The organism is Streptomyces sp. NPDC004327, from assembly GCF_042873935.1.
In the GTDB taxonomy this organism is placed as follows: Bacteria; Actinomycetota; Actinomycetes; order Streptomycetales; family Streptomycetaceae; genus Streptomyces.
On record NZ_JBIAME010000009.1, the window covers coordinates 324,925 to 351,914 of the forward strand.

Sequence of the window (26,990 nt, forward strand, 5' to 3'; positions counted from 1 at the left end):
AAAGTGCGGTGCGGAAAAGTCCTGCCACTGTATGCAAGCGCGCCACCACCTGGCGAAGTTCCCGATCGCTTCGGATGTCCCTCGTCCGGGTCGCGGTCGGCGTTGTCGGTGGCACGGTCCACAATGGTCGGCGTCAGATCAACCCTTGTTGGTGAAGGAGCCGCAGCCGCGATGGCCCGCCGCAGCACGAAGACCACGCCGCCGGACGACTCGTTCGAGGAGCGAATCCTCGACATCGACGTCGTCGACGAGATGCAGGGCTCCTTCCTCGAGTACGCGTACTCGGTGATCTACTCGCGCGCCCTGCCCGACGCCCGCGACGGCATGAAGCCCGTACAGCGCCGCATCGTCTACCAGATGAGCGAGATGGGTCTGCGCCCCGAGCGCGGCTTCGTCAAGTGCGCCCGCGTCGTCGGCGAGGTGATGGGCAAGCTGCACCCGCACGGCGACGCGTCGATCTACGACGCGATGGTGCGCATGGCGCAGCCGTTCTCCATGCGTCTGCCGCTGGTCGACGGCCACGGCAACTTCGGCTCGCTCGGCAACGACGACCCGCCGGCCGCCATGCGGTACACGGAGTCGAAGATGGCCCCGGCCGCGCTCCTCATGACGGAGTCCATCGACGAGGACACCGTCGACTTCGCGCCGAACTACGACGGCCAGGAGCAGGAGCCGGTCGCGCTGCCCGCCGCGTACCCGAACCTGCTGGTCAACGGCGCCTCCGGGATCGCGGTCGGCATGGCGACCAACATGCCGCCGCACAACCTCGGCGAGGTCGTCGCGGCCGCCCGCCACCTTATCCGCCACCCGAACGCGGACCTGGAAGCGCTGATGCGCTTCGTGCCCGGCCCCGACCTGCCGACCGGCGGCCGGATCGTCGGCCTGTCCGGCATCCGCGACGCGTACGAGTCGGGCCGCGGCACCTTCAAGATCCGCGCGACGACCACCATCGAGACGGTCACGGCCCGCCGCAAGGGCATCGTCGTGACCGAACTGCCCTTCACCGTCGGCCCCGAGAAGGTCATCTCCAAGATCAAGGACCTGGTGGGCTCGAAGAAGCTCCAGGGCATCGCCGACGTCAAGGACCTGACCGACCGCAACCACGGCCTGCGCCTGGTCATCGAGGTGAAGAACGGCTTCGTGCCGGAAGCCGTCCTGGAGCAGCTCTACAAGCTGACGCCCATGGAGGAGTCCTTCGGCATCAACAACGTGGCGCTGGTCGACGGCCAGCCGCTCACGCTGGGCCTCAAGGAGCTCCTGGAGGTCTATCTCGACCACCGCTTCGAGGTCGTCCGGCGCCGCTCCGAGTTCCGCCGCACCAAGCGGCGCGACCGCCTCCACCTGGTGGAGGGCCTGCTCGTCGCGCTCCTCGACATCGACGAGGTCATCCGGCTGATCCGGGAGAGCGAGAACTCGGCGGACGCCAAGGCGCGCCTGATGGAGCGCTTCTCGCTGAGCGAGATCCAGACGCAGTACATCCTGGACACCCCGCTGCGCCGGCTCACCAAGTTCGACCGCCTGGAGCTGGAGAGCGAGCGCGACCGGCTCACCGGGGAGATCGAGGAGCTGACCCGGATCCTGGAGTCCGACGCGGAGCTGCGCAAGCTGGTGTCGGCGGAGCTGGCGGCGGTGGCGAAGAAGTTCGGCACCGACCGGCGCACGGTCCTCCTGGAGTCGGCGGGCGCGCCGGTCGCGGCCGCGGCCCTGGAGGTCGCGGACGACCCGTGCCGGGTGCTGCTGTCCTCCACGGGCCTGCTCGCCCGTACGGTGACGGAGGCCCTGCCGGCCGTGCACGACGGCAAGCGGGCCAAGCACGACGTGATCGTCTCCGCGGTGGCGGCCACCCAGCGCGGCGACATCGGCGTGGTGACCTCGTCCGGCCGGCTGCTGCGGGTCGCCGTGATCGACCTGCCCCAGCTGCCGGACACGGCCGCCGCGCCGAACCTGGCGGGCGGCGCGCCGCTGTCGGAGTTCGTGTCCCTGGAGACGGACGAGACGGTGCTGTGCCTGACCACCCTGGACGAGGAGTCGCCTGGCCTGGCGCTCGGCACCCTGCAGGGCGTGGTCAAGCGCGTGGTCCCGGACTATCCGGCGAACAAGGACGAGCTGGAGGTCATCACCCTCAAGGACGGTGACCGGATCGTCGGCGCGACCGAGCTGCGCACCGGCGAGGAGGACCTGGTCTTCATCACCTCCGACGCCCAGCTGCTGCGCTACCCGGCTTCGCAGGTCCGGCCGCAGGGCCGTCCGGCCGGCGGCATGGCGGGCATCAAGCTGACCGCGGGCGCCGAGGTCCTCTCCTTCACGGCGGTGGACCCGGCGGCGGAGGCGGTGGTGTTCACGGTGGCCGGCTCGACGGGCACGCTGGACGCCGGCGCGGCCACCTCGGCCAAGCTGACCCCCTTCGACCAGTACCCGCGCAAGGGCCGCGCGACCGGCGGCGTGCGCTGTCAGCGCTTCCTGAAGGGCGAGGACGTCCTGATCCTGGCCTGGGCGGGTGCCATGCCGGCCCGTGCCGCGCAGAAGAACGGCACCCCGGTGGAGCTCCCGGAGCCGGACCCGCGCCGTGACGGCTCGGGCACGCCGCTGGCGCAGCCGGTGGAGGTCCTGGCGGGCCCGATCGGCTGACCCGCCCGCCCGTTCGCGTACGAACGCCCCTGTCCCGCACGGGACAGGGGCGTTCGCCGTTCCGGGGCCGCGAGCGCGGTACGCGTCCGGGCCGGCCGGTCAGGCGGGGCCAGGCGCGTACGTCGCCTCGATCCCGGCGACGATCAGCCGCAGCCCCTCCTCGAAGCGGTCGTCGTAGTCGGTGAAGAGTTCCGCTCCGGCCGCGGCCGCGAGCGGGTAGTCCGCGAGCCGCTGGGCGCGCTGGTCGACGTCGAAGCCCTCGCGTGGCTCTCCGGGCACCGGCTCGGTGCCCTGCTCCTCCGTGACGAAGCCCAGCGTGAACATGTACGCGGTGGTGCTGGCCCGCACCGCCTCGCGCAGCGAGAAGCCCGCGTCGACGAGCGCCCCGAGCTGCTGCTCCATGTCGGCGGCGAAGTCGGTGCCGGTGAAGCGGGCGCCGCTGTAGACCTTGGCGCCGTCGCGGTAGCTCAGCAGCCCGGCGCGCAGGCCCCGGTTGGCGGCGAGGAGCCGTTCCTGCCAGGTGAGTTCGCCGTCGGGCCGGGCCGCCGGGTCGGCGACCATCCGCCGGTACATCACGGTCGCCATCTCGTCGAGCAGCGCCTGTTTGTTCTTGAAGTGCCAGTAGAGCGCGGGCGCCTGGACGTTCAGCTCCTGGGCGATCGCGCGCAGGGTCAGCCCGTCGAGGCCGCGCTCGTTCAGCAGGCGCAGGGCCGTCTCCGCCACCGTCTCGGGTTCCAGCCGGGTCGTCTTCTTGGTCGCCACGCCGCCACGTTATCCCCTTGACAGCTTAACGGCGTTAAGGAACCCTCGGAGTAGGAACTTAACGACGTTAAGGAACGAGAGGCTGTCATGAGCACGGACACAGACACGAGCACGGCCACGGGCAGGTTCACGGGCACGAGCACGAGCACGAGCACGAGCAGTGACATGCGCCGGGACGCGGACGTGCTGATCGCCGGAGCGGGGCCCACCGGACTGGTGCTCGCGATCGACCTGGCCCGCCGCGGCGTGCGCGCGCTCCTTGTCGAGAAGGCGGACCGGCTGTTTCCCGGCTCGCGCGGCAAGGGGCTCCAGCCGCGCAGCCAGGAGGTGCTCGACGACCTCGGCGTGCTGCCCGCGATCCAGGCGGCGGGCTCGCTCTATCCGCGGATGCTGCGCTGGGAGGGCACCGAGCGGCGGGGCGAGTGGGACATGATGAAGCGCGCGGAGCCGACCGCGCGGATCCCCTACGCGAACACGCTGCTCATCCCCCAGTCACGCACCCAGGAGCTGCTCCGCGCCCGCCTCGTCGAGCTGGGCGGCGAGGTCCGCTTCGGCGCGGAGCTCACCGGATTCCGCGAGTACGCCGACGGGGTCGAGGCGGAGCTCTCCAGGGACGGAGCGGCCTGCGAGACCGTGCGGGCAGCCTTCCTCGTCGCGGCCGACGGCGGGCGCTCCACGGTCCGCAGGGCGCTCGGCATCGGCATGACGGGCGAGACGGTCGACCCGCGCCCGATGCTCGTCGCCGACGTCCGGCTCGCGCCCGAGGCCGGCGTCGACCGGGGCAACTGGCACGTCTGGCCCACGGCGCCGGGCGGCGGCGTGGCGCTGTGCCCGCTCCCCGGCGGGGACGTGTTCCAGCTGATCGCCTCCTTCGAGGACGCGGCGGCCGTCGTGGACACCGCGCCCGAGGCGGTCCGCGATCTGCTCGCCGCGCGCACTCCGCTCGCCGCGAAGGACGTCGTCGAGGTGGTGTGGGCCTCGGGCTTCCGCGCCCGGGCGGCGATGGCGGACCGCTTCCGCGCGGGCCGGGTCTTCCTCGCGGGCGACGCGGCCCACGTCCACTCCCCGGCCGGCGGCCAGGGCCTCAACACCGGAATCCAGGACGCCTACAACCTGGGCTGGAAGCTCGGCCAGGTACTGCGGCACGGCGCCCCGGCCGCGCTGCTCGACTCGTACGAGGCCGAGCGGCTGCCCGTCGCCGCCGACGTCCTCGGCATCAGCACCCGCATCCACCGGGCGAGCGCGGAGGGCGAGAGCACCCAGCGCGGCGAGGAGGTGCAGCAGCTCGGCCTCGGCTACCGGGACTCCGCGCTCGCCGCGGAGACGCGCACCGGGCTCGCCGAGGACGCGCTGCGCGCGGGCGACCGGGCGCCGGACGGCCCGTGCGGCGACGGCCGCCGCCTCTTCGACCTCTTCCGCGGACCGCACTTCACCCTGCTCGCGGTCGGCACGGCACTCCCCGGCCTGCCCGGGGCGCCCACGTGCATACGCACGGCCCGGATCGCCGCGTACGAGCCGTACGGCACCGGGCTCTTCCTGATCCGCCCGGACGGCTACGTCGGCTGGGCCGGCGCGACCGCCGACGGCCTGGACGCCTACCTGGCCGCGGTCGGCGCCGCGCCCGCGCCGGTGACGGCGCCGGCCTAGACCGAGGGGGCCTCGTCCGGCTCCGCGCCGTCCACTTCCGGCTGCTGCACGTACCGCAGCACGCCCCACATGCTGTGCTCCTCGGGAATGTCCTCGGGGCCGTTCTGCTCGCAGGCGGCGAGTTCCTTGCGCAGGGCGGCGGCGTCGACACCGCTGCCGATGAGGACGAGCTGGGTGAGCCTCTCCTCGCCGGCCGGCCAGGGCTCGGGGTAGAAGCGCAGGAAGCGGCCGACGGCGTGGACGGCGTAGCGGTGGTCCGGGTCGGCGGCGCCGAAGTCGACGAAGCCCTTGAGGCGGTAGAGGCCCTCGGGGCGCGAGTCCAGGAAGGCCATCAGGCGGCGCGGGTGCAGCGGCACCGACGTGCCGAGAGAGACGGTGTCGTAGTGGGCGTGCGGGTGGGCGTGGGGGTCGTCGTCACCGTAGAGGACGTCCTCGATGGACATCTGCCCGGCGATCTCGCCGTCCGGCACCACCCGGTCGAAGAGCAGCTCCGGGTCGATCCGCCCGTGCGCCGCCTCCACGACCGCCGCCCTCGGCGCGAGCCCGGTGACCGTCTCGCGTACGGCCCGCAGCTCCTCCGCCGCCACCCGGTCGGCCTTGTTGACGACGACGAGGTCGGCGACGGCCAGGTGCCGGTCGGTCTCGGGGTGGCGGGTGCGCGTGGCGGCGAACTCGGCCGCGTCGACCACCTCGACCAGGCCGCCGTAGACGGTCCGCGCGTTGTCGCTGGCGAGGATCATGCGGACGAGCTCCTGCGGCTCGGCGAGTCCGCTGGCCTCGATGACGATCACGTCGAGCCGGAGTTCGGGGCGGGTCAGCACCTCCAGGTACTCGTCGAGCTCGCCGGCGTCCACCGCGCAGCACAGGCAGCCGTTGCCGAGCGAGACGGTCGAGCCGACCTGGCCGGCCACCGTCATGGCGTCGATGCCGATGTCGCCGAAGTCGTTGACCATGACCCCGATCCGCGTCCCGCGCGCGCTGCGCAGCAGCTGGTTGAGCAGGGTGGTCTTCCCGGCCCCGAGAAACCCCGCCAGGACGACGACGGGAATCTGCTGGGTGCTCAAGGGTCATGCCTCCGGACGGTCGGTGGTGGGCGTGCGAAGCCTCCAGGATAGGCAGGGCCCAGCGGGGATCCGGGCAGCGGCGTCGCCCCGGGCCGGGGGCTACCGTTTCCGGTCGGCGCGCTCGTGGCCGTACGGTTTGCGCCATGAGCCCCGCATCGTCCACGGCCGCGCGGCCACCCGTCCGCCGGCGCAGGTTCGGGTGGCCGCGGCGGATGTTCTCGCAGGTCCTGCTGATGCAGCTGGCCATCGCGACCGGGGTGACGGTGCTCGCGACCGGCCTGTTCCTGGCCCCGCTCAGCGCCCAGCTCGACGATCAGGCCATGCGCCGGGCCCTCGCCATCGCGCAGACGACCGCCTCACCGCGGATCGCCGCCGGCGTGACGGGCACGCCGCCCACGGCGGCGGGCCCGGTGCAGACCGAGGCCGAGCGGATACGGCGCTCCACCGGCGCCGAGTACGTGGTGGTCATGGACACGCGCGGGGTGCGCTGGTCGCACCCGGACGCCGGCCGGATCGGCGAGGTGGTCTCCACCGACCCGAGCGACGTGCTCGCCGGCCACGAGGTGATGGAGATCGACAGCGGCACCCTGGGCCGTTCCGCCCGGGGCAAGGCGCCGCTGCGCGACGGGCGCGGCGAGATCGTCGGCGCGGTGTCGGTCGGCATCGAGTACGACAGCGTCCGCGACCGGCTCGTGGCCGCGATCCCCGGGCTGCTCCGGTACGCCGGCGGAGCCCTGGCGGCCGGCGCGCTCGCCGCGTACCTGATCTCCCGCCGCCTCCAGCGGCAGACCCATGACCTGGCCTTCTCCGACATCTCGGCGCTGCTCGCCGAACGCGAGGCGATGCTGCACGGCATCCGCGAGGGCGTCGTGGCGCTCGACCGGGCCGGCCGGATCCGGCTGATGAACGACGAGGCACAGCGGCTGCTCGGACTCGGCCCCGAGGCCACCGGGCAGCCCCTGGAGGAGGCGCTGGGCGCGGGCCGTACCGCAGACGTGCTCGCCGGCCGGGCCACCGGCGAGGACCTGGTGACCGTGCGCGGCGGCCGGGTGCTGATCGCCAACCGCATGCCCACGGACGACGGCGGCGCCGTCGCCACCCTCCGCGACCGCACCGAGCTGGAACGGCTCGGACGCGAGCTGGACTCGACCCATGGCCTGATCGACGCGCTGCGCGCCCAGGACCACGAGCACGCCAACCGGATGCACACCCTCCTCGGGCTCCTGGAGCTGGAGATGCACGAGGAGGCGGTGGAGTACGTCAACGAGGTGGTCGGTGTGCACCGCGCGACGGCCGAGCAGGTCACCGAGAAGGTCCACGACCCGCTGCTCGCCGCGCTCCTCGTCGGCAAGGCCACCGTCGCGGCCGAGCGGGGTGTCTCGTTGCGCGTCGCGCCCGGCTCGCTGCTCCCCGACCGGCTCGTCGATCCGCGCGAGCTGGTCACCGTCGTCGGCAACCTGGTCGACAACGCCCTGGACGCCGCCTCCGGCACGCCTCACGCGCGCGTGGAGGTCGATCTGCGCACCGAGGGGCGGACGGTCGTCCTCCGGGTCGCCGACAGCGGAGCCGGCGTGCCCGACGAGCGGCGCGAGCTGATCTTCACGGAGGGGTGGAGCACCAAGGAGCCGCCGGCGCACGGCAAGCGCGGGCTCGGGCTCGCCCTGGTCCGCCGGCTCGCGCAGCGTCAGGGCGGCAGCGCCGTGGTCGGCACCGGCGCGGACGGCGGCGCGGAGTTCACCGTGCTGCTGCCCGAGGCCCTGAGCGACACCGCCGCTCCCGCGCACGGGCACGAGGGGCCGCTCGCGCCCGTGACCGGCACGGAGGAGGCACGATGAACGGCGTGACCGGTGGGAGCGGTGGGACCGGCGCGAGCGGCGTCATCAGGGTCCTGGTCGTCGACGACGACGTGCACGTGGCGCGGATCAACGCCGCGTACGTGGAGAAGGTGCCCGGTTTCCGGGTGGCGGGCGTCGCCCACTCGGCGGCCGAGGCCCTGGCCCGGATCGCCGCACTCGCCGAGGCCGGCACCCCGGTGGATCTGATCCTGCTCGACCACTACCTCCCGGACGGCAACGGTCTCGGGGTGGTACGCGAGCTGCGCGCCCTCGGCCGGCCGTGCGACGTGATCATGGTGACCGCCGCCCGTGACGTGGCGACCGTCCAGGCGGCGATGCGGCACGGGGCGCTGCAGTACCTGGTGAAGCCGTTCAGCTTCGCCGGGCTGCGCGCCAAGCTGGAAGCGTACGCGGCCCTGCGCCGCACGCTCGACGGCGGCGGCGAGGCGGAACAGGCCGAGGTGGACCGGATCTTCGGCGCGCTGTCCGCCGTCGCCGTCGCACCGGAGCTGCCGAAGGGCCACTCCCCCACCACGGCCGAGCTGGTGCGCCAGGTGCTGCTCGCGGCCGGGGGGCCGCTGTCGGCGCAGGAGATCGCCGAGCGGGCCGGCGTGAGCCGGCAGACCGCCCAGCGCTATCTCAAGCTCCTGGAGCGGACCGGCCGAGTGCGGCTCTCGCTGAAGTACGGCGAGACGGGCCGCCCCGAGCACCGGTACGTGTGGGCCTCCTCGGCCACGCGCTGACGCGCCCGGCCACGGCCTGTGGTCAGACCGCGCCCGCGCCGGTGAGCGCCCGGACCTCGGTCTCGGCATGCTTGGCCTCGTCCGGCGGCTCGGTCGAGGTGACCGTACCGATCCAGCCCGCGAGGAAGCCGAGCGGGATGGAGACCACGCCCGGGTTCTGCAATGGGAACACCTGGAAGTCGACGCCGGGGAACAGCGATTCGGGGCTGCCGGAGACCACCGGCGAGACCAGCACGAGCAGCACGGCGGGGATCAGTCCGCCGTACACAGACCAGACCGCGCCCTTGGTGGTGAACCGCCTCCAGAACAGCGAGTAGAGCAGCACCGGCAGGTTCGCGGAGGCCGCCACGGCGAAGGCGAGGCCGACGAGGAAGGCCACGTTGAGGTCGCGGGCGAGCAGTCCGAGGCCGATCGCGGCGACGCCGATGCCGGCGGCGGCGACCCGGGCGACCGTCACCTCGCTGTACTGCTTGGTGTGGCCGCGGCGCAGCGTGGCGTAGAGGTCGTGGGCGACCGACGCGGAGGAGGCGAGCGTGATGCCGGCGACCACGGCGAGGATGGTGGCGAAGGCGACGGCCGCGACGACGGCGAAGAGGACGGTGCCGCCGGTGGAGCCCGCGCCGCCGCCGAGGTCGAGGGCGAGCAGCGGCACGGCGGTGTTGCCGGCGGCGTTGGAGGCGCGGACGGTGTCGGGGCCGACGAGGGCCGCGGCGCCGAAGCCGAGGACGATCGTCATCAGGTAGAAGCCGCCGATGAGGCCGATGGACCAGACGACGGAGCGGCGCGCGGCCCGCGCGGTGGGCACCGTGTAGAAGCGGGACAGGATGTGCGGGAGTCCCGCGGTGCCGAGCACGAGGGCGATGCCGAGGCTCACGAAGTCGAGGCGGGCGGTCCAGTCGCCGCCGTAGCGCAGCCCGGGGGCGAGGAAGTCCGCGCCGTGGCCGCTGCGTTCGGCCGCGGTGGTGAGCAACTGTCCGAAGTCGCCGTGGAAGCGGATCAGGACGAGCACGGTGAGCGCGATCGTGCCGGCCATGAGGAGCACGGCCTTGACGATCTGGATCCAGGTGGTGGCCCGCATGCCGCCGAGCGACACGTAGACGACCATGAGCGCGCCGACCCCGATCACGGTCCAGGCGCGGGCGGCTCCGCTGGTGCCGCCGAGCAGCAGGGCGACCAGGCTGCCCGCGCCGACCATCTGGGCCACCAGGTAGAGCACCGAGACGGTCACGGAGGAGGCGCCGGCGGCGATCCGGACGGGCCGCTCGGCCATCCGTGCCGCGACGACGTCGGCGAGGGTGAAGCGGCCGCAGTTGCGGACGAGTTCGGCGACCAGCATCAGCACGACGAGCCAGGCGACCAGGAAGCCGACGGAATAGAGCATGCCGTCGTAGCCGAAGAGGGCGATCAGGCCGGAGATGCCGAGGAAGGAGGCGGCGGACATGTAGTCGCCCGCGATGGCGAAGCCGTTCTCCATGGGGGAGAAGAGCCGGCCGCCGGCGTAGAACTCCTCGGCGGAGCCGTGCCGGTCGCGGCTGACCCAGGTGGTGATCGCCAGGGTGACCGCGATGAAGACGCTGAACAGGACGAGCGCCAGCGTCTGGTGTCCGCCGGTCATGTGGTCTCCGGTCATCGCCGCACCCCCCGGGTCATCTCCTGGGTGTCCCAGCGCAGTTCGAGAGCGGCCTGGTCCCGGCGCAGCCGGGCGTGCCGGGCGTAGGCCCAGGTGAGCAGGAAGGTGGTCGCGAACTGGCCGAGCCCGGCGACCATGGCGACGTTGACCGCGCCCACGACCGGCCGGGCCATCAGGCCGGGGGCGGCGGTGGCGGCGACGACGTACGCCAGGTACCAGAGCAGGAAGGCGAGCGAGGCCGGGAAGGCGAAGCGGCGGTAGCGGCGGCGCACTTCCTGGAAGGCGGGGCTCCGCTGGACCTCCAGATAGATGTCCGCCGCGGTGTGCACCCGGGCCCGCGCGGCCGGGGCGTAGGCGGCCGGGGGCTGGGCGGCCGGGGCCTGCTGGCGGGGGACGGCGCCGGCCGCCGGCCCCTCCCCGTCATGCTCGCCCCAGCCGGCGGCGAGCTCGTCGTACCAGGGGTCGTCGATCCGCACCGTCGCGGGATCGCGCCCGTCCTGCTTCTCCACCGGTGAACTCTCCTTGTCAGCGAACCGTTTCGGCCGCGTGCCCAAGGATGGACAGACTGGGCGGATTTCGGACTCTTCTCCCGCCTTCTTCACCCCATCAGGTGACGGGATCCCGGGAATGACGGACCGACCCGTCCGACAGTCGTATCGGGCGGGCCGGTCGGCCGGAGCGTGCGGAGGTCAGGCGTCGATGCGCGAGCGGTCCAGGGTCGCCGCGGAGCTGGTGATGAACTCCTTGCGCGGGGCCACGTCGTTGCCCATGAGGAGGTCGAAGACCTGCTCCGCCGCGTCCAGGTCGCCGATGTTGATCCGGCGCAGGGTGCGGTGGCGCGGGTCCATGGTCGTCTCGGCCAGCTGATCGGCGTCCATCTCGCCGAGGCCCTTGTAGCGCTGGATGGCGTCCTTGTAACGGACGCCCTTGCGCTGGAGCTCCAGCAGGGTCTGGCGCAGCTCGTTGTCCGAGTACGTGTACACGTACTTGTCCTGGCCCTTCTTGGGCTGGACCAGCTCGATGCGGTGCAGCGGCGGCACGGCGGCGAAGACGCGGCCCTGCTCGACCATGGGCCGCATGTAGCGCTGGAACAGGGTCAGCAGCAGCGTGCGGATGTGGGAGCCGTCGACGTCGGCGTCGGTCATCATGATGACCTTTCCGTACCGCGCCGCGTCGATGTCGAAGGTGCGGCCCGAGCCGGCTCCTATGACCTGGATGATCGCTCCGCACTCGGCGTTCTTCAGCATGTCCGAGACGGAGGACTTCTGGACGTTGAGGATCTTGCCGCGGATCGGGAGCAGGGCCTGGAACTCGCTGTTGCGGGCGAGCTTGGCGGTGCCGAGCGCGGAGTCTCCCTCGACGATGAAGAGCTCGCTGCGCTCGACGTCGTCGCTGCGGCAGTCGGCGAGCTTGGCGGGCAGCGAGGAGGACTCCAGCGCGGTCTTCCTGCGCTGCGCCTCCTTGTGCTGGCGGGCCGCGATCCGGGTACGGGCGGCGGCGACGGCCTTGTCCAGGACTGCGCGGGCCTGCGCCTTGGCATCGCGCTTGGTGGAGGTCAGGAACGCCTTGAGCTCCCGGGCGACCACGTTGGCGACGATCCGGCGGGCCGCGGAGGTGCCGAGCACCTCCTTGGTCTGGCCTTCGAACTGCGGCTCGGCGAGCCGGACGGTGACGACGGCGGTGAGGCCTTCGAGGGCATCGTCCTTGACGATGTCGTCCTCGGCGACGCGCAGCAGCTTGCTGGCGCGCAGCACCTCGTTGACCGTCTTGGTGATCGCCTGCTCGAAGCCGGAGACGTGGGTGCCGCCCTTGGGCGTGGCGATGATGTTGACGAAGGAGCGGACCGTCGAGTCGTAGCCGGTGCCCCAGCGCAGGGCGACGTCGACGCCCAGCTCACGGGTGACCTCGGTCGGGGTCATGTGGCCGCGGTCGTCGAGGACCGGGACGGTCTCCTTGAACGTGCCCTGGCCGGTGAGGCGCAGCACGTCGCAGACGGCCTTGTCCTGGGCAAGGAACTCGCAGAACTCGCTGATGCCGCCGTCGAAGCGGAAGGTCTCCTCGCTCTTGCCCACACCCTGCAGGTCGCGCTCGTCGCGGACGACGATGGTGAGGCCGGGGACGAGGAAGGCGGTCTGACGGGCGCGCTGGTGCAGCGTCTCCAGGGAGAGCTTGGCGTCCTTGAGGAAGATCTGGCGGTCCGCCCAGTACCGCACGCGGGTGCCGGTGCGGGTCTTGGGGACGCGCTTGCCCTTGAGGAGGCCGCCGGTCGGATCGAAGGGGCTCTCCGGGCCGGCCTCGGTGAAGATGCCCGGGACGCCGCGGCGGAAGCTGATCGCGTGCGTCGCGCCGTTGCGGTCCACCTCGACGTCGAGGCGGGCGGAGAGCGCGTTCACCACGGAGGCGCCGACGCCGTGCAGACCGCCGGAGGCCGCGTACGAGCCGCCGCCGAACTTGCCGCCGGCGTGCAGCTTGGTCATGACGACCTCGACGCCGGACAGGCCGGTCTTGGGCTCGACGTCGACGGGGATGCCGCGGCCGTTGTCGCGGACCTCGACGGAGCCGTCGTCGTGCAGCACGACGTCGATGTGGTCGCAGTAGCCACCGAGGGCTTCGTCGACGGAGTTGTCGATGATCTCCCAGAGGCAGTGCATCAGGCCGCGGCTGTCCGTCGACCCGATGTACATACCGGGGCGCTTGCGGACGGCTTCGAGCCCTTCGAGGACGAGCAGGTGCCGCGCGGTGTAGTTGGAACCGTCACGGTCTGCGGTCAGCAGCGCACTGGACGGCACGGACGTCTCGGCGGTCACGCGGTTCGCTCCTCGCTGAATTTGAAATCTGGCCCAGTGGGGTAAGGCCCGGCGTCGGTCACCGGTCAGAGGGTACCGATGCCTGGTAGAGCCGTTGTCACGCCACCCTCCTGATGACTCATGCTAGTCCAGAGTCGTATGGGTGTTCGATCCCTCGATGGGGTGACGCAAACATCACGTTCCCTTCCAGGCATGAACCATTTAGGCTCCGGGCACGTCCTCATGAACAACCGGCAACCCGCCGGGAGGGCACGACCACACACAGCAATGCGAAACCCGTAGAGCAAGCGCAATACGGCTCATTCGCCGCCAACCGGCAGCAGACAGCCACCTCGGGAAAAAGTTTCGAGGAAAAGCCACGAGCGGGAACGTTTTCGGCCTGGTTGGATGTTGACCCTGGTACGACAGCTCGTCGAGCTAGAGAAGAGGCGACGTGACTACTGTTCTGACCCCCGCGACCCCCCTGACGGCCGCTGACCGATGCGACCGCTGCGGCGCCCAGGCATACCTGCGCGTCGTTCTGACCAGCGGCGGTGACTTGCTCTTCTGCGCCCACCACGGGCGCAAGTTCGAGCCGGAACTCAAGAAGATCGCCGCGGATATACAGGATGAGACGGACCGGCTCACCGACGTGCCGGCCCGCACCCAGGGCGACGACCACTGACGCCTCGCATCCCGACGAGCTACGGGCCGGTTCCTGACGACCGGCCGACGGGCGGCCACCCCCGCTGCACCAGGGGGTGGCCGCCCGTTCTCGCGCCGTGACCCCGTCCTGACGGCGAGTCACCCGTGACGGGACGGGGCCGGCTCGCGACAGCGGGTCAGAGACGCTTCGGCAGCACCGCGGAGACCCGCGTGTAGACGCCGGGGTTCTCCGCCTGCCCGCAGCCGCTCCCCCACGACACCAGGCCGATCAGCCGCCCCGCCGCGACCAGCGGCCCGCCGCTGTCGCCCTGGCACGCGTCCTTGCCTCCGTGCGGATCGCCCGCGCACAGCATCGTGTCGCCCCGGTACGCGACTCCCAAGCCGCCCGAGTACGCCCGCTCACAGGACGCGTCGGGCAGCACCTGCACCCGCGCCGTGCGCAGCGACGTCGCGTACGCGCCGTCGCCGGTGGTGTCGCCCCAGCCGTACACGTCCGCCGGCGTACCCGCGGTAAGCGCCGGATCGTCACGTGCGGCGACCTCGATCACCCACGACGAGGGCAGCGCCTTCTCCAGCGTGAGGACGCCCACGTCCCCGGAGTTGGTCGAGGGGTCGTAGTCGGGGTTCACCCAGGTGTCGGCGACCCTGACCTCCTGGCCGCCCTCTCCGCGCAGCGAGGTGCGGCCCGCGATGACCGCGAAGTCGCGCACCTGCCACGGCCGGCCGCCCAGGGCCTCGCGCCCCAGACAGTGCGCGGCGGTGAGCACCTTGGTGGGGGCGACGAGCACACCGCCGCAGAACTGCCCCGCCCGCGTACCACCGAACCGGTCACGGCTGGACAGCGCCACGACCCACGGCGCCTCCGTGATGTCGATCGGCGTGCCGCCGACCACGACGCTGTCGGCGGACGCGGGAGCCGTGGTGGTGAGTGGTGCCACGGCCGCGGCGAACAGGGCCGCGGCACCGGTCAATGCTCGGGCGATGGGACGACGCATGGAGCCTCCTGACTCTCCGGTGATGTCGTTTCACCCAGCGTCGTCCAGGCGCGCCCTCCGCGCACACGCGCGCACGCCGAAGGGCCCGGCCCCCGAACGGGGAACCGGGCCCTCGTGCGTGCCTCGATCAGTCCTCGATCAGTCGAGGTAGTCGCGCAGCACCTGCGAGCGCGACGGGTGACGCAGCTTGGACATCGTCTTCGACTCGATCTGGCGGATGCGCTCACGCGTCACGCCGTAGACCTTGCCGATCTCGTCGAGCGTCTTCGGCTGGCCGTCGGTGAGACCGAAGCGCATGGAGACGACGCCCGCCTCACGCTCGGAGAGCGTGTCGAGCACGGAGTGCAGCTGCTCCTGGAGCAGCGTGAAGCTGACCGCGTCGGCCGGGACGACGGCCTCGGAGTCCTCGATGAGGTCACCGAACTCGCTGTCGCCGTCCTCGCCCAGCGGGGTGTGCAGCGAGATCGGCTCGCGACCGTACTTCTGGACCTCGATGACCTTCTCCGGGGTCATGTCGAGCTCCTTGGCCAGCTCCTCCGGGGTGGGCTCGCGGCCCAGGTCCTGGAGCATCTGGCGCTGCACGCGGGCGAGCTTGTTGATGACCTCGACCATGTGCACCGGGATACGGATGGTGCGGGCCTGGTCGGCCATGGCGCGGGTGATCGCCTGACGGATCCACCAGGTGGCGTACGTCGAGAACTTGTAGCCCTTGGTGTAGTCGAACTTCTCGACCGCGCGGATCAGACCGAGGTTGCCCTCCTGGATCAGGTCCAGGAAGAGCATGCCGCGGCCGGTGTAGCGCTTGGCCAGCGAGACCACCAGACGGAGGTTGGCCTCCAGGAGGTGGTTCTTGGCGCGGCGGCCGTCCTCGGCGATGATCTCCAGCTCGCGCTTGAGCTTCGGGGCGATCTTGTCGGAGTTCGCCAGCTTGTCCTCGGCGAACAGACCGGCCTCGATGCGCTTGGCGAGCTCGACCTCCTGCTCGGCGTTGAGCAGCGGGACCTTGCCGATCTGCTTGAGGTAGTCCTTGACCGGGTCGGCGGTGGCACCGGCCACGGCGACCTGCTGGGCCGGCGCGTCGTCCTCGTCCTCGTCGGACAGGACGAAGCCCTTGTTCTCGCCCTCGGTCTCTTCCTCGTCCTTGCCGGGCGCGACGTCTTCCAGCAGGTCCTCGGCCTCGAGGAGCTCCTCGTCGTCCTTCTTGCCCGTGGTCTTCTTCGCGGCCGTCTTCTTGGCGACGGTCTTCTTGGCCACCGCCTTCTTGGCGACGGTCTTCTTCGCCGCGGCCTTCTTGGCCGGGGAGCCGGCCTCGTCGGCCGGGTCCGCGCTCTCGGCCGCCGAGGCCGCGGTGGCGGCCGAGACGGTCTTCGTCACGGTCGTCCTGGCGGTGACGGTCTTGGTGGCGGTGCGCTTGGCCGGGCTCTTCGCTGCGACGCTCTTGCGGGTGCGCTTCGGCGACTCCGCTGCACTGACCATCAGCGTCACACCCTCTTCCTCGAGGATCTGATTGAGGCTGCGCAGAACATTCTTCCACTGGGTTGGCGGAATCTGGTCAGCCTCGAAGGCCCGACGCACGTCATCGCCGGCGATCTGCCCATCAGCCTTTCCCCGCTCGATGAGCGCCATCACAGATGCGGACTCGGCGATCTCCGGCGGGAGCGTACGGGATGTGCTGGCCGACACGAACAACCTCTCGGAACGATGGAAAACGGCTTCCGGCCCCGCCCTGGATCAGGCTGGAGCCGACGACCGTCGACGGGGAATGAGCCGACGGCGCGGGCTGGGCCGGGGAACTGCACAGCACCGTGAGCGGCTGCTGTATTCCTTCCTCGGCTGTCACCTCTTAGGTCATCGCGCGGCTTCGAGGAGCGTTACGCCCAATCCGCGTGGCCCGAGTCACACCTCAATTGTGGCGAATCCGCCAGGAAACATCCGGAAGCGGCATGATCACCCCGCCCTGCCTGCCCTGCGCACCCCGCCCCGCGCCCTTGCGCACCGCCCGGCGCACCCGGCGGGCGCGCCTCCGCGCCGCCGGCCCCGGCACCCGGGGGCGGCATCGGGCCCCCGGGCTCCGCTCGGCTACGGCGGCACGCGATGCGGGCGTCGCGGCGCTGTCGGGCACGGCGTGGATCAGTGCTCGCGGGGAGCCGGCACGACACGCTCCACCTCGGGGTGGACGGTCAGCAGCTGGCGCATGGCGGTCTCGGCGCCGAGGGCGTCGCCGGCGGCGAGGGCGTCGACGATCCGGGCGTGGTGCGAGAGGCAGCCCTCACTGGGGCGGTCGCAGGCCGTCGCGGGGGCCCCGGAGACCTGGAGGGCGGCGCCGACGATGCCGGAGAGGTGCTCCAGCATGCGGTTGCCGGCGAGCTGGATGAGCAGCGCGTGGAACTCGGTGTCGGCGCGGGAGAAGGTGATCGCGTCACCCTGGGCGTACGCGTGCCCCATGATCTCGACCATGTCGGCGAGACGCTGCTGGACGTCCTCGCGGCCGTGGCCGGCGGCGAGCCGGGCGGCGAGCGGCTCGATGATCCAGCGCAGCTCGTTCAGCTCGCGCCGCTGGTCGTCGCGCTGCGGGCCGAAGGCGCGCCACTCGATGATGTCGGGGTCGAGCAGGTTCCAGTCGCTGACCGGCCGGACCCGGGTGCCGACATTGGGGCGGGCACTGACCAGGCCTTTGGCCTCCAGGACGCGCAGCGACTCGCGGACGACGGTGCGGGAGACCTCGAAACGCTGGCCGATCTCCTCCGGTACGAGGGGACGGTCGGCGCCGAGGTCGCCGGAGACGATCATCTGGCCGAGCTGCTGGACGAGCTGCCCGTGCAGTCCGCGGCCGCGGCTGCCGGCGGCCCTGCGGCCGACCCGGCCGAGGTCGTCCGCCCCCTCCCAGGAGGGCGGACCCACACGCTCGGGGGCGGGGGCCTCCGCGTAGGGGTAGCGGTCGAGATCGCCCGTGGCGCCGAGGCCGGACTCGACGGGGCGGGCGGCGGACATCATCGTATGCGCAAGGGTAGTCACGCATCCTTTGTCGGCGTGGCTCCCGTGCCCCTTGAGGTCTTTGGTGAAAAGCACACGAAAGGGTGATCGGCACCTGCTACACAATTGACGATTAATGGGGCATAGGCGGCATTTTTCAAGGCAGTTGCCGACGAAGTGGAATCTTCTGATCCGAATGTGATCACCAACGGGCCCTCCCGCGCAGCCCGGTGAGCACATAGGCGCAGAGCAGGACCGTCAACGTCAGGGCCAGGGCCACTCCCACGGGCTGCCCGACCACCCGCACCGCCCCCATCACCCAGCGGTCCGCGGCCGTCGACCACTCCACGCGCGCGAACTCGCGCAGCCGCGCCGGAAGTCCGGCGACCGAACGGCCTGGCACCCCGGAGAGCAGCTGCCGCAGTGGCGGCGCGAAGATCACCGGTACGGCGAGGACCGCGGCGACTCCGGCGGCCGCGGCCCGGAAGACGCCCGCCCCGAGCACCCCGGCCCAGGCGCAGCCGACCACCAGGCCGAACCAATTGGCGCACAGGGTGGGCCAATTGTGCGGTACGGGGATCAACTCGCCGCCGTAGACGAGACGCAGGGCCTCCAGATCGGCCACCACGACGAGCACCGCGAGCACCGCGCCGACGGCCGCCGCGACGGCGAGCTTGGCCAGCAGCAGGCCGAGCCGGCGCGGGACGGCGCCGCGTCCGGTGGTGAGCGCCGGGTAGCGGTACTCCTCGCCGAACGAGAACGCGCCGAGCAGCCCGGCCCCCAGCGCCGCGGGCGGGAGCGGGGAGAGCCCGGGCCAGCCGGCCAGGACCGCGGGCAGCGGGGTGCGCCCGCTGCGCGCGAGGAGCACGGCGAGCACCACGGAGACCAGCAGCACTCCGGCGGCCACCAGCGGTGTGGACGGCACGCCGAGCAGGCGGCGGATCTCGTAGCGCACCGGGCGGAGCGGGGAGCGGCGGGGCGCACGGCGCGGGGCGCGCGAGCGGGGGGCGGGGACGGCCGGGGTCTGAGGGTCGGGGCGTGCGGGGACGTCGACGGCGGTGGGGGGTCCTGCGGCGGCGGGGGTGGAGGCCGGTGGGCGCGCCTCTCCGGTCTCGTCGGCGAGCCGGTGCAGGAGTACGCCGTTGCGGAACGCCGTCTCCCCGACGGTGGCACAGTCGCTGCCGTACACCGAGATCCGGTTGCCGCCCTCCGCCACCACCTCCACCGGGCGGCGGGCGGCGCGGGACTCCTGGGCGAGGACGGCGGCGAGCCGGGCCGCGTGCGGGCTGCGCACGGCGACCCGGGGGCGCAGCCGGGTGCGGGCGAACTCGGTGACGTCCTGGTCGGCCACGAGCCGCCCCCGGTCGAGGGTGACGACCCGGTCGGCGTTGCGGGCGGCGTCCCTGGGGTCGGCGGTGGTGTAGAGAACGGTGCCGCCCTCGTCGGCGTGGGTGCGCAGGAGTTCGTACAGCCAGCCGCTCTCGCGTACGGAGAGCCCGGCACCCGGCTCGTCGAGGAGCAGGGTGTGCGGGTCGCCCAACAGGGCCGAGGCGAGGCCCAGTCGGCGGTCCATGCCGAGTGGGAGGGTGCCGATCCGCTGGTCGTGCACGCCGGTGAGCCCGACGGTCCGGAGGATGTCGTCGGCGCGGGCACCGGGAACCCCGGCGGCGGCGCAGAGCATGCGCAGCTGGCTGCGCAGGGTGCGGGACGGATGGCCCGGCACGTCGCCGAGCAGCACGCCGACCTCCCGCGCGGGCTGGGCGACGCGGTGCAGCGGGCGCCCCCGGAAGTAGGTGACGCCACGGCCCGGTTCGAGCTGGAGCATCAGCCGCAGGGCGGTGGTCTTGCCGGCGCCGGCCGGCCCCAGCAGGGCCGTGACGGTGCCCGGCCGGGCCTCGAAGGTGAGATCGTCCACGGCGGGCGGAAGGTCCCGGCGGGGGGTGCTGGTGAGTCCGATGGCCTGGAGCATCGCTTCTCTCGCGGGTAGGTGAGACCGCTCCGCGGCAGGGCGGCTGTCCCAGCAAGATAACGTCCCATTTCGGACTTTTGGTGCATGGTTGGCGACTCGGGTCCGCCGGAGAACGAGCGTCGGGGCTCTCCCGCCGATCGGATCCGGCCCGGTCGGCGAGACGCCTCCTAGACCTCGGGCCGCAGCATGGGCGGGTTCAGCAGCGTGGCCCCGCCGGCACGGAACAGCTGGGCGGGACGGCCGCCCTGACGGGTCGTGGTGCCACCCGCCGGCACCAGGAAGCCGGGCGTGCCGGTCACCTTGCGGTGGAAGTTGCGCGGGTCGAGCGCCACACCCCACACCGCCTCGTAGACCCGGCGCAGCTCGCCGACCGTGAACTCGGGCGGGCAGAAGGCGGTGGCCAGCGAGGAGTACTCGATCTTCGAACGGGCGCGCTCCACACCGTCGGAGAGGATCCGGGTGTGGTCGAAGGCGAGCGGCGATGGCTGCTCGCCCGCCGGCTCTGCCGCCCCGTCCCGGCCGAGAAGTTCCTCGACCGGTGCCCAGCGCGCGCTGTTGGCGTCGCCGCCCGCGCGCGGCGCGGGCAGGTCCGGGGCGAGCGCGAGGTGGGCCACGCTCACCACCCGCATCCGCGGATCACGGTCGGGCGCGCCGTACGTCGCCAGCTGTTCCAGGTGCGCCCCGTGCCCGGGAACGGGCGCGGGGGTGCCCGGGTCGTGGACGCAGAGCCCGGTCTCCTCGACGAGCTCGCGCGCGGCGGCGGCGTCGAGGTCCTCGTCGGCCCGGACGAAGCCGCCCGGCAGCGCCCAGCTTCCCTGGAAGGGGGGCTCGCCCCGTTTCACGACGAGGGCGCACAGGGAGTGGCGCCGCACCGTGAGCACGACCAGATCCACGGTGACGGCAAAGGGCGGAAAGGCCGACGGGTCGTAGGGAGGCATGCGGCGATCATAGTCGTCTCCCTGACGATAAACACTCCCGTGCGGAGGATCGGCCACCACTTCTTCCTTCCCCCGCCCCGCCCCTCCCCCGCCCCTTCGTTGCGCTCCGCTCGCGGCCAACGGCATCGCCCGTGCCGGGTCAGACGCCCAGCTGGAGGCCGGGCGCGGCCTCCTCGACCATGCCGAGGCCGAGCCGGCCGACGCGGGCGGCGAACGGCTCTCCGGCGACCCGCAGTCCGGAGAGCCGGACCTCGCCGAGCGGCGCCGAGCGCAGCGGGTGCAGGGCGACGGTGCGGCCGGGTGCGTCCGGGCGGACGCCGACGAGCGCGGTCAGCAGCTGCACCCCGGCCGCGGCGGCGACGGCAGCGGGCCGGCAGGCCGCCGGGTGCGGCGCCGGTACGGCCCCGGGCGTCCGACGCTCCCCCGCGAACATCTCGGGCAGCCGGTGGCCGAAGGCGTCCGCGGCGTCGACCATCCCGCGCAGCAGCGCGGCCGCTTCACGCTCGTACCCCGCGGCGGCGAGACCGGCGACCGCGACGGCGGTCTCGTGCGGCCGGACCGTCCCCGACCGGTGGCCGAACGGGTTGTAGCCGGGTTCCTTCTCGCCGAGGCCGCGCAGCCCCCAGCCCGAGTCGAGGCCCGGGGCCGCGAGCAGCCGGGCGAGCCGCTCGGTCTGCGCCTTGTCGAGGAGTCCGGGCGCCGGCCGGCCCGCGCCGGCGAGCCCGGTGTCGAGCAGGTGCGCGGCCCAGCCGCCGAGCTGGGGCAGCGGGCGGCCGTCCGCCGTGTGGGCGAGCGCGGGCCTGCCGCCGGCCGGATCGTCGAGCCAGAAGCGGTCACGGAACCGCGCGCGCAGCGCCCGTGCCCGCTCCCGCCACGCGTCCCCGCCGGGCCATCCGCCGGCGTCGAGCAGATCGGCGCCGAGCAGGGCCGCGCGGTGCGCGTGGGCCTGGGTCTCGGCACGGGCCGGCCCGGCGGGCCACGGGTCCGGCACGAAGCCGCCGCCGTCCAGCGCCCGCCGCAGCCAGTCGAGGCAGCGCTCGGCGACCGGGAGCAGCTCCGCGAGGTCCGGCTCGGGCAGCCCCCAGCGGTGGGCCTCGGCGAGCACGACGGGGAAGGCGAGGGTGGCTTCGATTCCGGTGCAGCGGGGTGGCAGGTGGGGGCCCGCGTCCCGGAGCGGCCCGGGAATGAGCCCTGACTCGGGCCCCGGGCCGCGCAGTTGGGTGCGGGCCAGGGCACGCAGGGTGGTGACGGCGAGCCGGGTGCCGAGGGGAAGGGCCATGCGGGCGGCCCAGAGGGCCTCGGCGGTGACGGGTCCGCAGCGCCAGGGCACTCCGGCGGCGAGATGGACGTCGGCGGGGTGTGCGGGGTCGCGCTGGAGCAGTGCGCGCAGGTCGGCGAGGGAGGACCGCAGCAGCGGTCCGAGCCGCGGGTCGTCCCCCTCGGCGACGGCGTCGGCGAGGACGTGCCCGCCGGGCCGACCGCCGCCGGAGCCGGGACCGGAGCCAGGTCCGAGTCCGGGTCCCGGTCCGTGGGTGCGGCCGGAGCCGGGACGGGAGTCGGTGCCGGCACCGGGGGCGCGGCCGGCCCGCTCGGACCGGATGCGGAGAGTGAGGACGAAGCTGCCCCCGGCGGCCAGTACGGCCTCCCAGCGGAGCAGTCCGGCGGCCGCGAGGGATTCTCTGGGCGGCGGGTCGGCCGCCACGGCGACGGCGCTGCCGTCACCTGCCGTCCAGCGGAGCCCGGTGCCGTGGACGCTGGCGGCGAGTTCGGGCCCGGGCCGCCCGGCCGCCACCGCGCCCAGGTCCGCGAGATCCGTGCCCAGAGCGAGCTCCACGGGGAGCCGCAGCGGGCGGGTGGCGGAGCTGCGCAGGGTGATCCGCTCGGTGCCGTCCGCCTCGCGGGTCCGCTCGACGACGAGTCCGGGGTCGGGCCCGGTGTCCCCGGGCGTGCGCAGGACGCCCAGGAAGTCGGCGCGGTCCGCCGCGGTCGTCCGGCCGTGGAGCGGTACGGGCTCGCGCCCGGCGATCCGCAGGACGCAGCGGGCGAGGAGCCGGCGCCCGCCGAGGAACACCCCGTCGAGGCCGGTGCCGGTGAGCTGGCCGTGCCGGGGACTGACGGCGAGGGCGGGCAGGGCGACGCAGACGAGCGTGTCGTGCGCGGCGGGCAGTTCGACGGGACGGGCCGCCCCGGGGCCCGGTCCCTGGAGCGGGGCTCCCGGGTGGGCCGGGGGTCCGGCGGCGGGTCCGGGGGCCTGTGCGGAGCTGGGGGCCATGTCGCGTGTGCGGCGCTCTCTGTGCGGTCCGGGCTGCTCGGCCGGGCCCGGCAAAGACCGGGCTCGGGTCCGCGCGGGCGGTCCCGGCGGTCCGCGGATCCGGCCGTGGGGCGCCACCACTCCCGCGGTAGCGCCACAGAAGTGAACGCCGCCACGGCCCGACGGGTCACGGCCGTCACTCGCCCGCCCCTGCGTCGCGCCGGCCGGTCATGCGCACGGCCGTGGTTCCGGGGCGAGCGGCCGGCGGCCGGCCGCACGGGCAGGACGAACACCGCCGCGGTCCGGCTGATCAGGGCCGTCATTCGCCGCTCCTCGCGTCCCGCCTGCCGGCCCTGCGCTCCGCCGTGCTTCCGGGCCGCGCGGGCCGCGTCTGGGCGCGCGGGGCCCGTGGGCCCGTCGGGGCCGGTCGCAGACCGGCCTGCCGTGCGGCCCGTCGGGCGAGCGTGCGGGCTCGTCGCCGGTGGCGGGAGGGGGTTGTGTCGGGCTCGGGCTCGGGCTCGGGGCCCGCGGGCTCGCCGGGGGTCTCCTGTTCGGCGGCGAGGCGGGCGGCGCGCTCCGTGCGCAGGCACTCGCGGAGCGACTCGGGGTCGAGGCCCTCGTTGCACGCCTGGTGGAGCAGGCGTGCGAAGAGGTAGTGGGAGTCGGCTTCCAGGGCGAGGCCGAGGGCGACCCGGGCGGAGGGCTCGTCGCCGATGGACCAGGCGACCCAGCCGGCCAGCGTGAGCGGGGCCGCCGCGTACTCCTGGTAGGGGGCGACGCAGCGCCGGGCCAGGGCGCGCCAGAGGCGCAGGGCCGGGGCGGCTTCGGGGCCCTCCATCCATTCGGCGGCCTGGTCGCGGGTCTCGCGGTCCTGCAGTCCGAGGATGAGGGTGGCGGCCTCGTCGGCGCCGAGCAGTTCGTCGTCCCTGTCGTCGGCCGCTGCCGTGGCGGGCGGGAGGGTGCCGCGGCGGGCGGCTGCGGTGTTCGCAGGGCCGGAAGGCGTCGTGGGCGGTGCGGCGTACCGCTCGATGAGCCGGCGGATGAGGCCGATGGTGGTGTCGCGGGTCTCCTGGCGGGCGAGGGTGCCGATGGAGCCGTCGAGGATCCTGGGCACGATGACGGTGGCGGCGTCGTTCAGCGCCGCGCGCTGCGCCGCGTCGTTCGCGGCGCCCCGGGGCTTCAGGCGGGCCTCCATCTCCTTGAGCGTGCCGCGTACCTGGATGCCCGCGTAGGCCGCGGACGCCGCCATCACCGACGTACCGGACAGGGAGAGCGGGGTGCCGTCGGGCGGGCAGCAGCCGGGGTCGGGGCAGACGTAGGAGAAGTAGAGGCCGTCGGAGATGCAGAGGGCTTCGAGGACGGGGATGTCGAGCGCGCCGCAGGCGGTGCGCAGGCGCTGGGCGAAGGGGCGCAGCCGCTCCCTCACCTGGCGGCCGCTCTCGCCGGGCCTGGGGTCCTGGCAGAGGAAGACGACGATGGCGTCGGGTCGGTCGCCGCGCCGGGTGCAGCCCTCGACGAGGCATTCGGCCAGGTGGTCGGCGATGGCCGGCCATTCGTGGGGCGAGGCCGGGATGCCGACGCGGACCCGGCCGCCGAAGCGGCCGCGCTCGCCGTGGAGCGCGACGAGGACGACGGAGTCGCTGGGGTGGAAGCCGAGCATGAACGGCAGCGCGTCGGCCAGCTCGGCGGGCCCGCGCAGGGTGATCTGCTGGGCTGCGGACGATCCGTGGGATTCGTGGTGGTTCGTGTTCATGGTCACGACGGTCCCGCGACCACCGCCGATCGCGAAACCCCTGTGGATAACTCCCGCGCCGAGCTCGCCGGAGTTATCCACAGACTGGGCGGCTCGTTCGCGCATTGTCCGAGCGATCGGGTTGCATGGGGGCATGACCCACGCAGATCGCCCCGAGGACCGCGCCGCCCTTCGCGCGGCCGCCGACGCCGTGCTCGCCCGTCTCGTCTCGGACCCGACAGGAACGGCGAGACTCCGCGAGGACCAGTGGCGCGCCATCGAGGCGCTGGTGGCGGACAGACGCCGGGCCCTGGTCGTGCAGCGGACGGGCTGGGGCAAGTCGGCGGTGTACTTCGTGGCGACCTCGCTGCTGCGCGAGCGCGGCGCGGGCCCGACCGTGATCGTCTCGCCACTGCTCGCTCTGATGCGCAACCAGGTGGAGGCGGCCGCGCGGGCGGGAATCCGCGCGCGCACGATCAACTCCTCGAACACCGAGGAGTGGGACACGGTCCAGCAGGAGGTGGCGGCGGGCGAGGTCGATGTGCTCCTCGTCTCCCCCGAGCGCCTCAACAACCCCGACTTCCGCGATTCCGTGCTGCCCCGGCTGGCGGCCGCGACGGGTCTTCTCGTGGTCGACGAGGCGCACTGCATCTCGGACTGGGGCCATGACTTCCGGCCCGACTACCGGCGGCTGCGGACGATGCTCGCGGAGCTGCCGGGCGGCGTGCCGGTGCTCGCGACGACGGCGACGGCGAACGCCCGGGTGACGGCGGACGTCGCCGAGCAGCTGGGGACCGGCGCGGGCACGGACGCGCTGGTGCTGCGCGGGCCGCTGGACCGGGAGAGCCTGAGCCTCGGTGTGGTGCGGCTGTCGGACGCGGCGCACCGGCTGGCCTGGCTGGCCGACCATCTCGACGAGCTGCCCGGGTCCGGGATCATCTACACGCTGACGGTGGCCGCGGCGGAGGAGGTGACGGCCCATCTGCGCCAGTGCGGGCACAGGGTCTCCTCGTACACGGGCCGGACGGAGAACGCCGACCGGCAGCAGGCCGAGGAGGACCTGCTCGCGAACCGGGTGAAGGCGCTGGTGGCGACCTCCGCGCTGGGCATGGGCTTCGACAAGCCGGATCTGGGCTTCGTCGTGCACCTCGGCTCGCCCTCCTCCCCCATCGCCTACTACCAGCAGGTGGGCCGTGCCGGGCGCGGGGTGGAGCACGCGGAGGTGCTGCTGCTGCCGGGCAAGGAGGACGAGGCGATCTGGAAGTACTTCGCCTCGGTGGCGTTCCCGCCGGAGGAGCAGGTGCGGCGCACCCTCGACGTGCTCGCGGCGGCCGGCCGGCCGCTGTCGCTGCCCGCTCTGGAGCCGCTGGTCGAGCTGCGCCGGACCCGGCTGGAGACGATGCTGAAGGTGCTCGACGTGGACGGGGCCGTCAAGCGGGTGAAGGGTGGCTGGGAGAGCACGGGCCGGCCGTGGGCGTACGACACGGAGCGGTACGCGTGGGTGGCCCGGCAGCGGGACAGCGAGCAGCAGGCCATGCGGGAGTACGCGACGACGCGCGGCTGCCGGATGGAGTTCCTGCGCCGTCAGCTCGACGACGAGGCGGCGGCGCCCTGCGGCCGCTGCGACAACTGCGCGGGCGTCAGGTTCGACGAGAAGGTGTCGGACGCGGCGCTCGACGCGGCCCGGGGCGAGCTGGGCCGGGCAGGCGTGGAGGTGGAGCCGCGGAAGATGTGGCCGACCGGACTCGCGGCCGTGGGCGTGGATCTGAAGGGGCGTATCCCCGCGGGCGAGCTGTCGTACCCGGGCCGGGCGCTCGGGCGGCTTTCGGACATCGGCTGGGGCAACCGGCTGCGGCCGCTGCTCGCCGACACCGCGCCGGACACCGAGGTGCCGGACGACGTGGTGCAGGCGGTCGTGACGGTGCTCGCCGACTGGGCGAAGGGGCCCGGGGGTTGGGCCTCGGGCGGCGCGGACGCCCTGCCCCGGCCGGCCGGTGTGGTGACGGTCGCCTCGCACCGCAAGCCGCGGCTCGTGGGCTCGCTCGGCCGGCGCATCGCCGAGATCGGCCGGATGCCGCTGCTCGGTTCCGTGGAGTACGCGCCGGAGACGGAGGACCTGCGGCTCTCCCGTACGAACAGCGCGCAGCGGGTGGTCGGGCTGCAGCGGACCCTGGTCGTGCCGGACGGTCTGACGGAGCGTCTGGCCGCCGCGGGCGGGCCGGTGCTGCTCGTGGACGACCTGTCCGACACCGGCTGGACGCTGGCGGTGGCGGCGAGGCTGCTGCGCCGGGCGGGGGCCGAAGGGGTCTTCCCGCTGGTGCTTGCCGTCCAAGCGTGAAACGGGGAGTGAATAATGGGTAACTGGGCAGGG

Annotated in this window: 18 protein-coding genes; 6 read left to right on the plus strand and 12 right to left on the minus strand. The window is 73.3% G+C overall.

Annotated elements, in window-relative coordinates; all coding sequences use genetic code 11:
- Positions 1-171: 171 nt before the first annotated feature.
- Positions 172-2,628: a DNA topoisomerase (ATP-hydrolyzing) subunit A gene (locus tag ACFYU9_RS29595; RefSeq protein WP_389346681.1), complete on the plus strand. Its 2,457-nt coding sequence runs from the start codon at positions 172-174 to the stop codon at positions 2,626-2,628.
- A gap of 99 nt (positions 2,629-2,727) precedes the next feature.
- Here ACFYU9_RS29595 and ACFYU9_RS29600 read toward each other — a convergent pair whose 3' ends face one another.
- Positions 2,728-3,390, minus strand: a complete 663-nt coding sequence (locus ACFYU9_RS29600) for a TetR/AcrR family transcriptional regulator C-terminal domain-containing protein (protein ID WP_389207855.1) — start codon at positions 3,388-3,390, stop codon at positions 2,728-2,730.
- Positions 3,391-3,555: 165 nt separating this feature from the next.
- Between ACFYU9_RS29600 and ACFYU9_RS29605 the strand changes: the two genes are divergently transcribed.
- A complete protein-coding gene (locus ACFYU9_RS29605; protein ID WP_389346780.1) occupies positions 3,556-5,037 on the plus strand; it encodes an FAD-dependent monooxygenase in 1,482 nt (493 codons plus the stop codon).
- Here the strand turns inward: ACFYU9_RS29605 and ACFYU9_RS29610 are convergent.
- Positions 5,034-6,101, minus strand: coding sequence for a CobW family GTP-binding protein (locus tag ACFYU9_RS29610; protein WP_389346683.1), 1,068 nt, complete (start codon positions 6,099-6,101; stop codon positions 5,034-5,036). The two genes, ACFYU9_RS29605 and ACFYU9_RS29610, sit on opposite strands and share 4 nt — an antisense overlap.
- 143 nt (positions 6,102-6,244) lie before the next feature.
- Here ACFYU9_RS29610 and ACFYU9_RS29615 point away from each other — a divergent pair, with 143 nt between their 5' ends.
- Entirely contained in the window at positions 6,245-7,936 is a 1,692-nt protein-coding gene (locus ACFYU9_RS29615; protein WP_389207859.1) for an ATP-binding protein, read from the plus strand.
- Positions 7,933-8,679 (plus strand): response regulator, encoded by a 747-nt coding sequence (locus ACFYU9_RS29620; RefSeq protein ID WP_389346685.1) that lies wholly within the window; start codon positions 7,933-7,935, stop codon positions 8,677-8,679. The genes ACFYU9_RS29615 and ACFYU9_RS29620 overlap by 4 nt, the downstream gene beginning before the upstream one ends.
- A 22-nt stretch (positions 8,680-8,701) precedes the next feature.
- On the opposite strand, the gene ACFYU9_RS29625 is transcribed toward ACFYU9_RS29620, so the two are convergent.
- The 3 genes from ACFYU9_RS29625 to ACFYU9_RS29635 all read right to left on the minus strand — a co-directional run bounded on the left by ACFYU9_RS29625 (position 8,702) and on the right by ACFYU9_RS29635 (position 13,116).
- On the minus strand, positions 8,702-10,294 hold the full coding sequence (locus ACFYU9_RS29625) for a cation acetate symporter (RefSeq protein WP_389346782.1): 1,593 nt from the start codon (positions 10,292-10,294) through the stop codon (positions 8,702-8,704).
- Positions 10,295-10,305: 11 nt separating this feature from the next.
- The gene (locus ACFYU9_RS29630) at positions 10,306-10,818 is read right to left on the minus strand and encodes a DUF485 domain-containing protein (protein ID WP_389207862.1); all 513 of its coding nucleotides are present in this window, start codon (positions 10,816-10,818) and stop codon (positions 10,306-10,308) included.
- 180 nt (positions 10,819-10,998) lie between these two features.
- On the minus strand, positions 10,999-13,116 hold the full coding sequence (locus tag ACFYU9_RS29635; RefSeq protein WP_389207864.1) for a type IIA DNA topoisomerase subunit B: 2,118 nt from the start codon (positions 13,114-13,116) through the stop codon (positions 10,999-11,001).
- Positions 13,117-13,549: 433 nt separating this feature from the next.
- On the opposite strand from ACFYU9_RS29635, the gene ACFYU9_RS29640 reads away from it, so the two are divergent.
- Positions 13,550-13,780, plus strand: coding sequence for a hypothetical protein (locus ACFYU9_RS29640; RefSeq protein WP_389207866.1), 231 nt, complete (start codon positions 13,550-13,552; stop codon positions 13,778-13,780).
- Between the two features lie 157 nt (positions 13,781-13,937).
- Here the strand turns inward: ACFYU9_RS29640 and ACFYU9_RS29645 are convergent, their stop codons facing one another.
- From ACFYU9_RS29645 to ACFYU9_RS29675, 7 genes are all read right to left on the minus strand, one after another.
- Complete coding sequence (locus tag ACFYU9_RS29645) at positions 13,938-14,756, minus strand: serine protease (protein ID WP_389346687.1); 819 nt, start codon at positions 14,754-14,756, stop codon at positions 13,938-13,940.
- Between the two features lie 138 nt (positions 14,757-14,894).
- Entirely contained in the window at positions 14,895-16,439 is a 1,545-nt protein-coding gene (locus ACFYU9_RS29650) for an RNA polymerase sigma factor (RefSeq protein ID WP_389207870.1), read from the minus strand.
- 447 nt (positions 16,440-16,886) lie between these two features.
- The gene (locus ACFYU9_RS29655; protein ID WP_389207872.1) at positions 16,887-17,825 is read right to left on the minus strand and encodes a FadR/GntR family transcriptional regulator; all 939 of its coding nucleotides are present in this window, start codon (positions 17,823-17,825) and stop codon (positions 16,887-16,889) included.
- Between the two features lie 106 nt (positions 17,826-17,931).
- Positions 17,932-19,698, minus strand: a complete 1,767-nt coding sequence (locus ACFYU9_RS29660) for an ATP-binding cassette domain-containing protein (protein ID WP_389346689.1) — start codon at positions 19,696-19,698, stop codon at positions 17,932-17,934.
- 167 nt (positions 19,699-19,865) lie between these two features.
- Positions 19,866-20,636 (minus strand): NUDIX domain-containing protein, encoded by a 771-nt coding sequence (locus ACFYU9_RS29665; RefSeq protein ID WP_389207876.1) that lies wholly within the window; start codon positions 20,634-20,636, stop codon positions 19,866-19,868.
- A gap of 139 nt (positions 20,637-20,775) precedes the next feature.
- Positions 20,776-22,908, minus strand: coding sequence for a glycogen debranching N-terminal domain-containing protein (locus ACFYU9_RS29670; protein ID WP_389346691.1), 2,133 nt, complete (start codon positions 22,906-22,908; stop codon positions 20,776-20,778).
- A 298-nt stretch (positions 22,909-23,206) separates the two neighbouring features.
- Positions 23,207-24,640 carry a DUF4192 domain-containing protein gene (locus ACFYU9_RS29675; RefSeq protein WP_389346693.1) on the minus strand — a complete coding sequence of 478 codons (1,434 nt, stop codon included), beginning with the start codon at positions 24,638-24,640 and terminating at the stop codon, positions 23,207-23,209.
- A 133-nt stretch (positions 24,641-24,773) separates the two neighbouring features.
- On the opposite strand from ACFYU9_RS29675, the gene ACFYU9_RS29680 reads away from it, so the two are divergent.
- Complete coding sequence (locus tag ACFYU9_RS29680) at positions 24,774-26,957, plus strand: RecQ family ATP-dependent DNA helicase (protein WP_389346695.1); 2,184 nt, start codon at positions 24,774-24,776, stop codon at positions 26,955-26,957.
- The last annotated feature ends 33 nt before the right edge of the window (positions 26,958-26,990 follow it).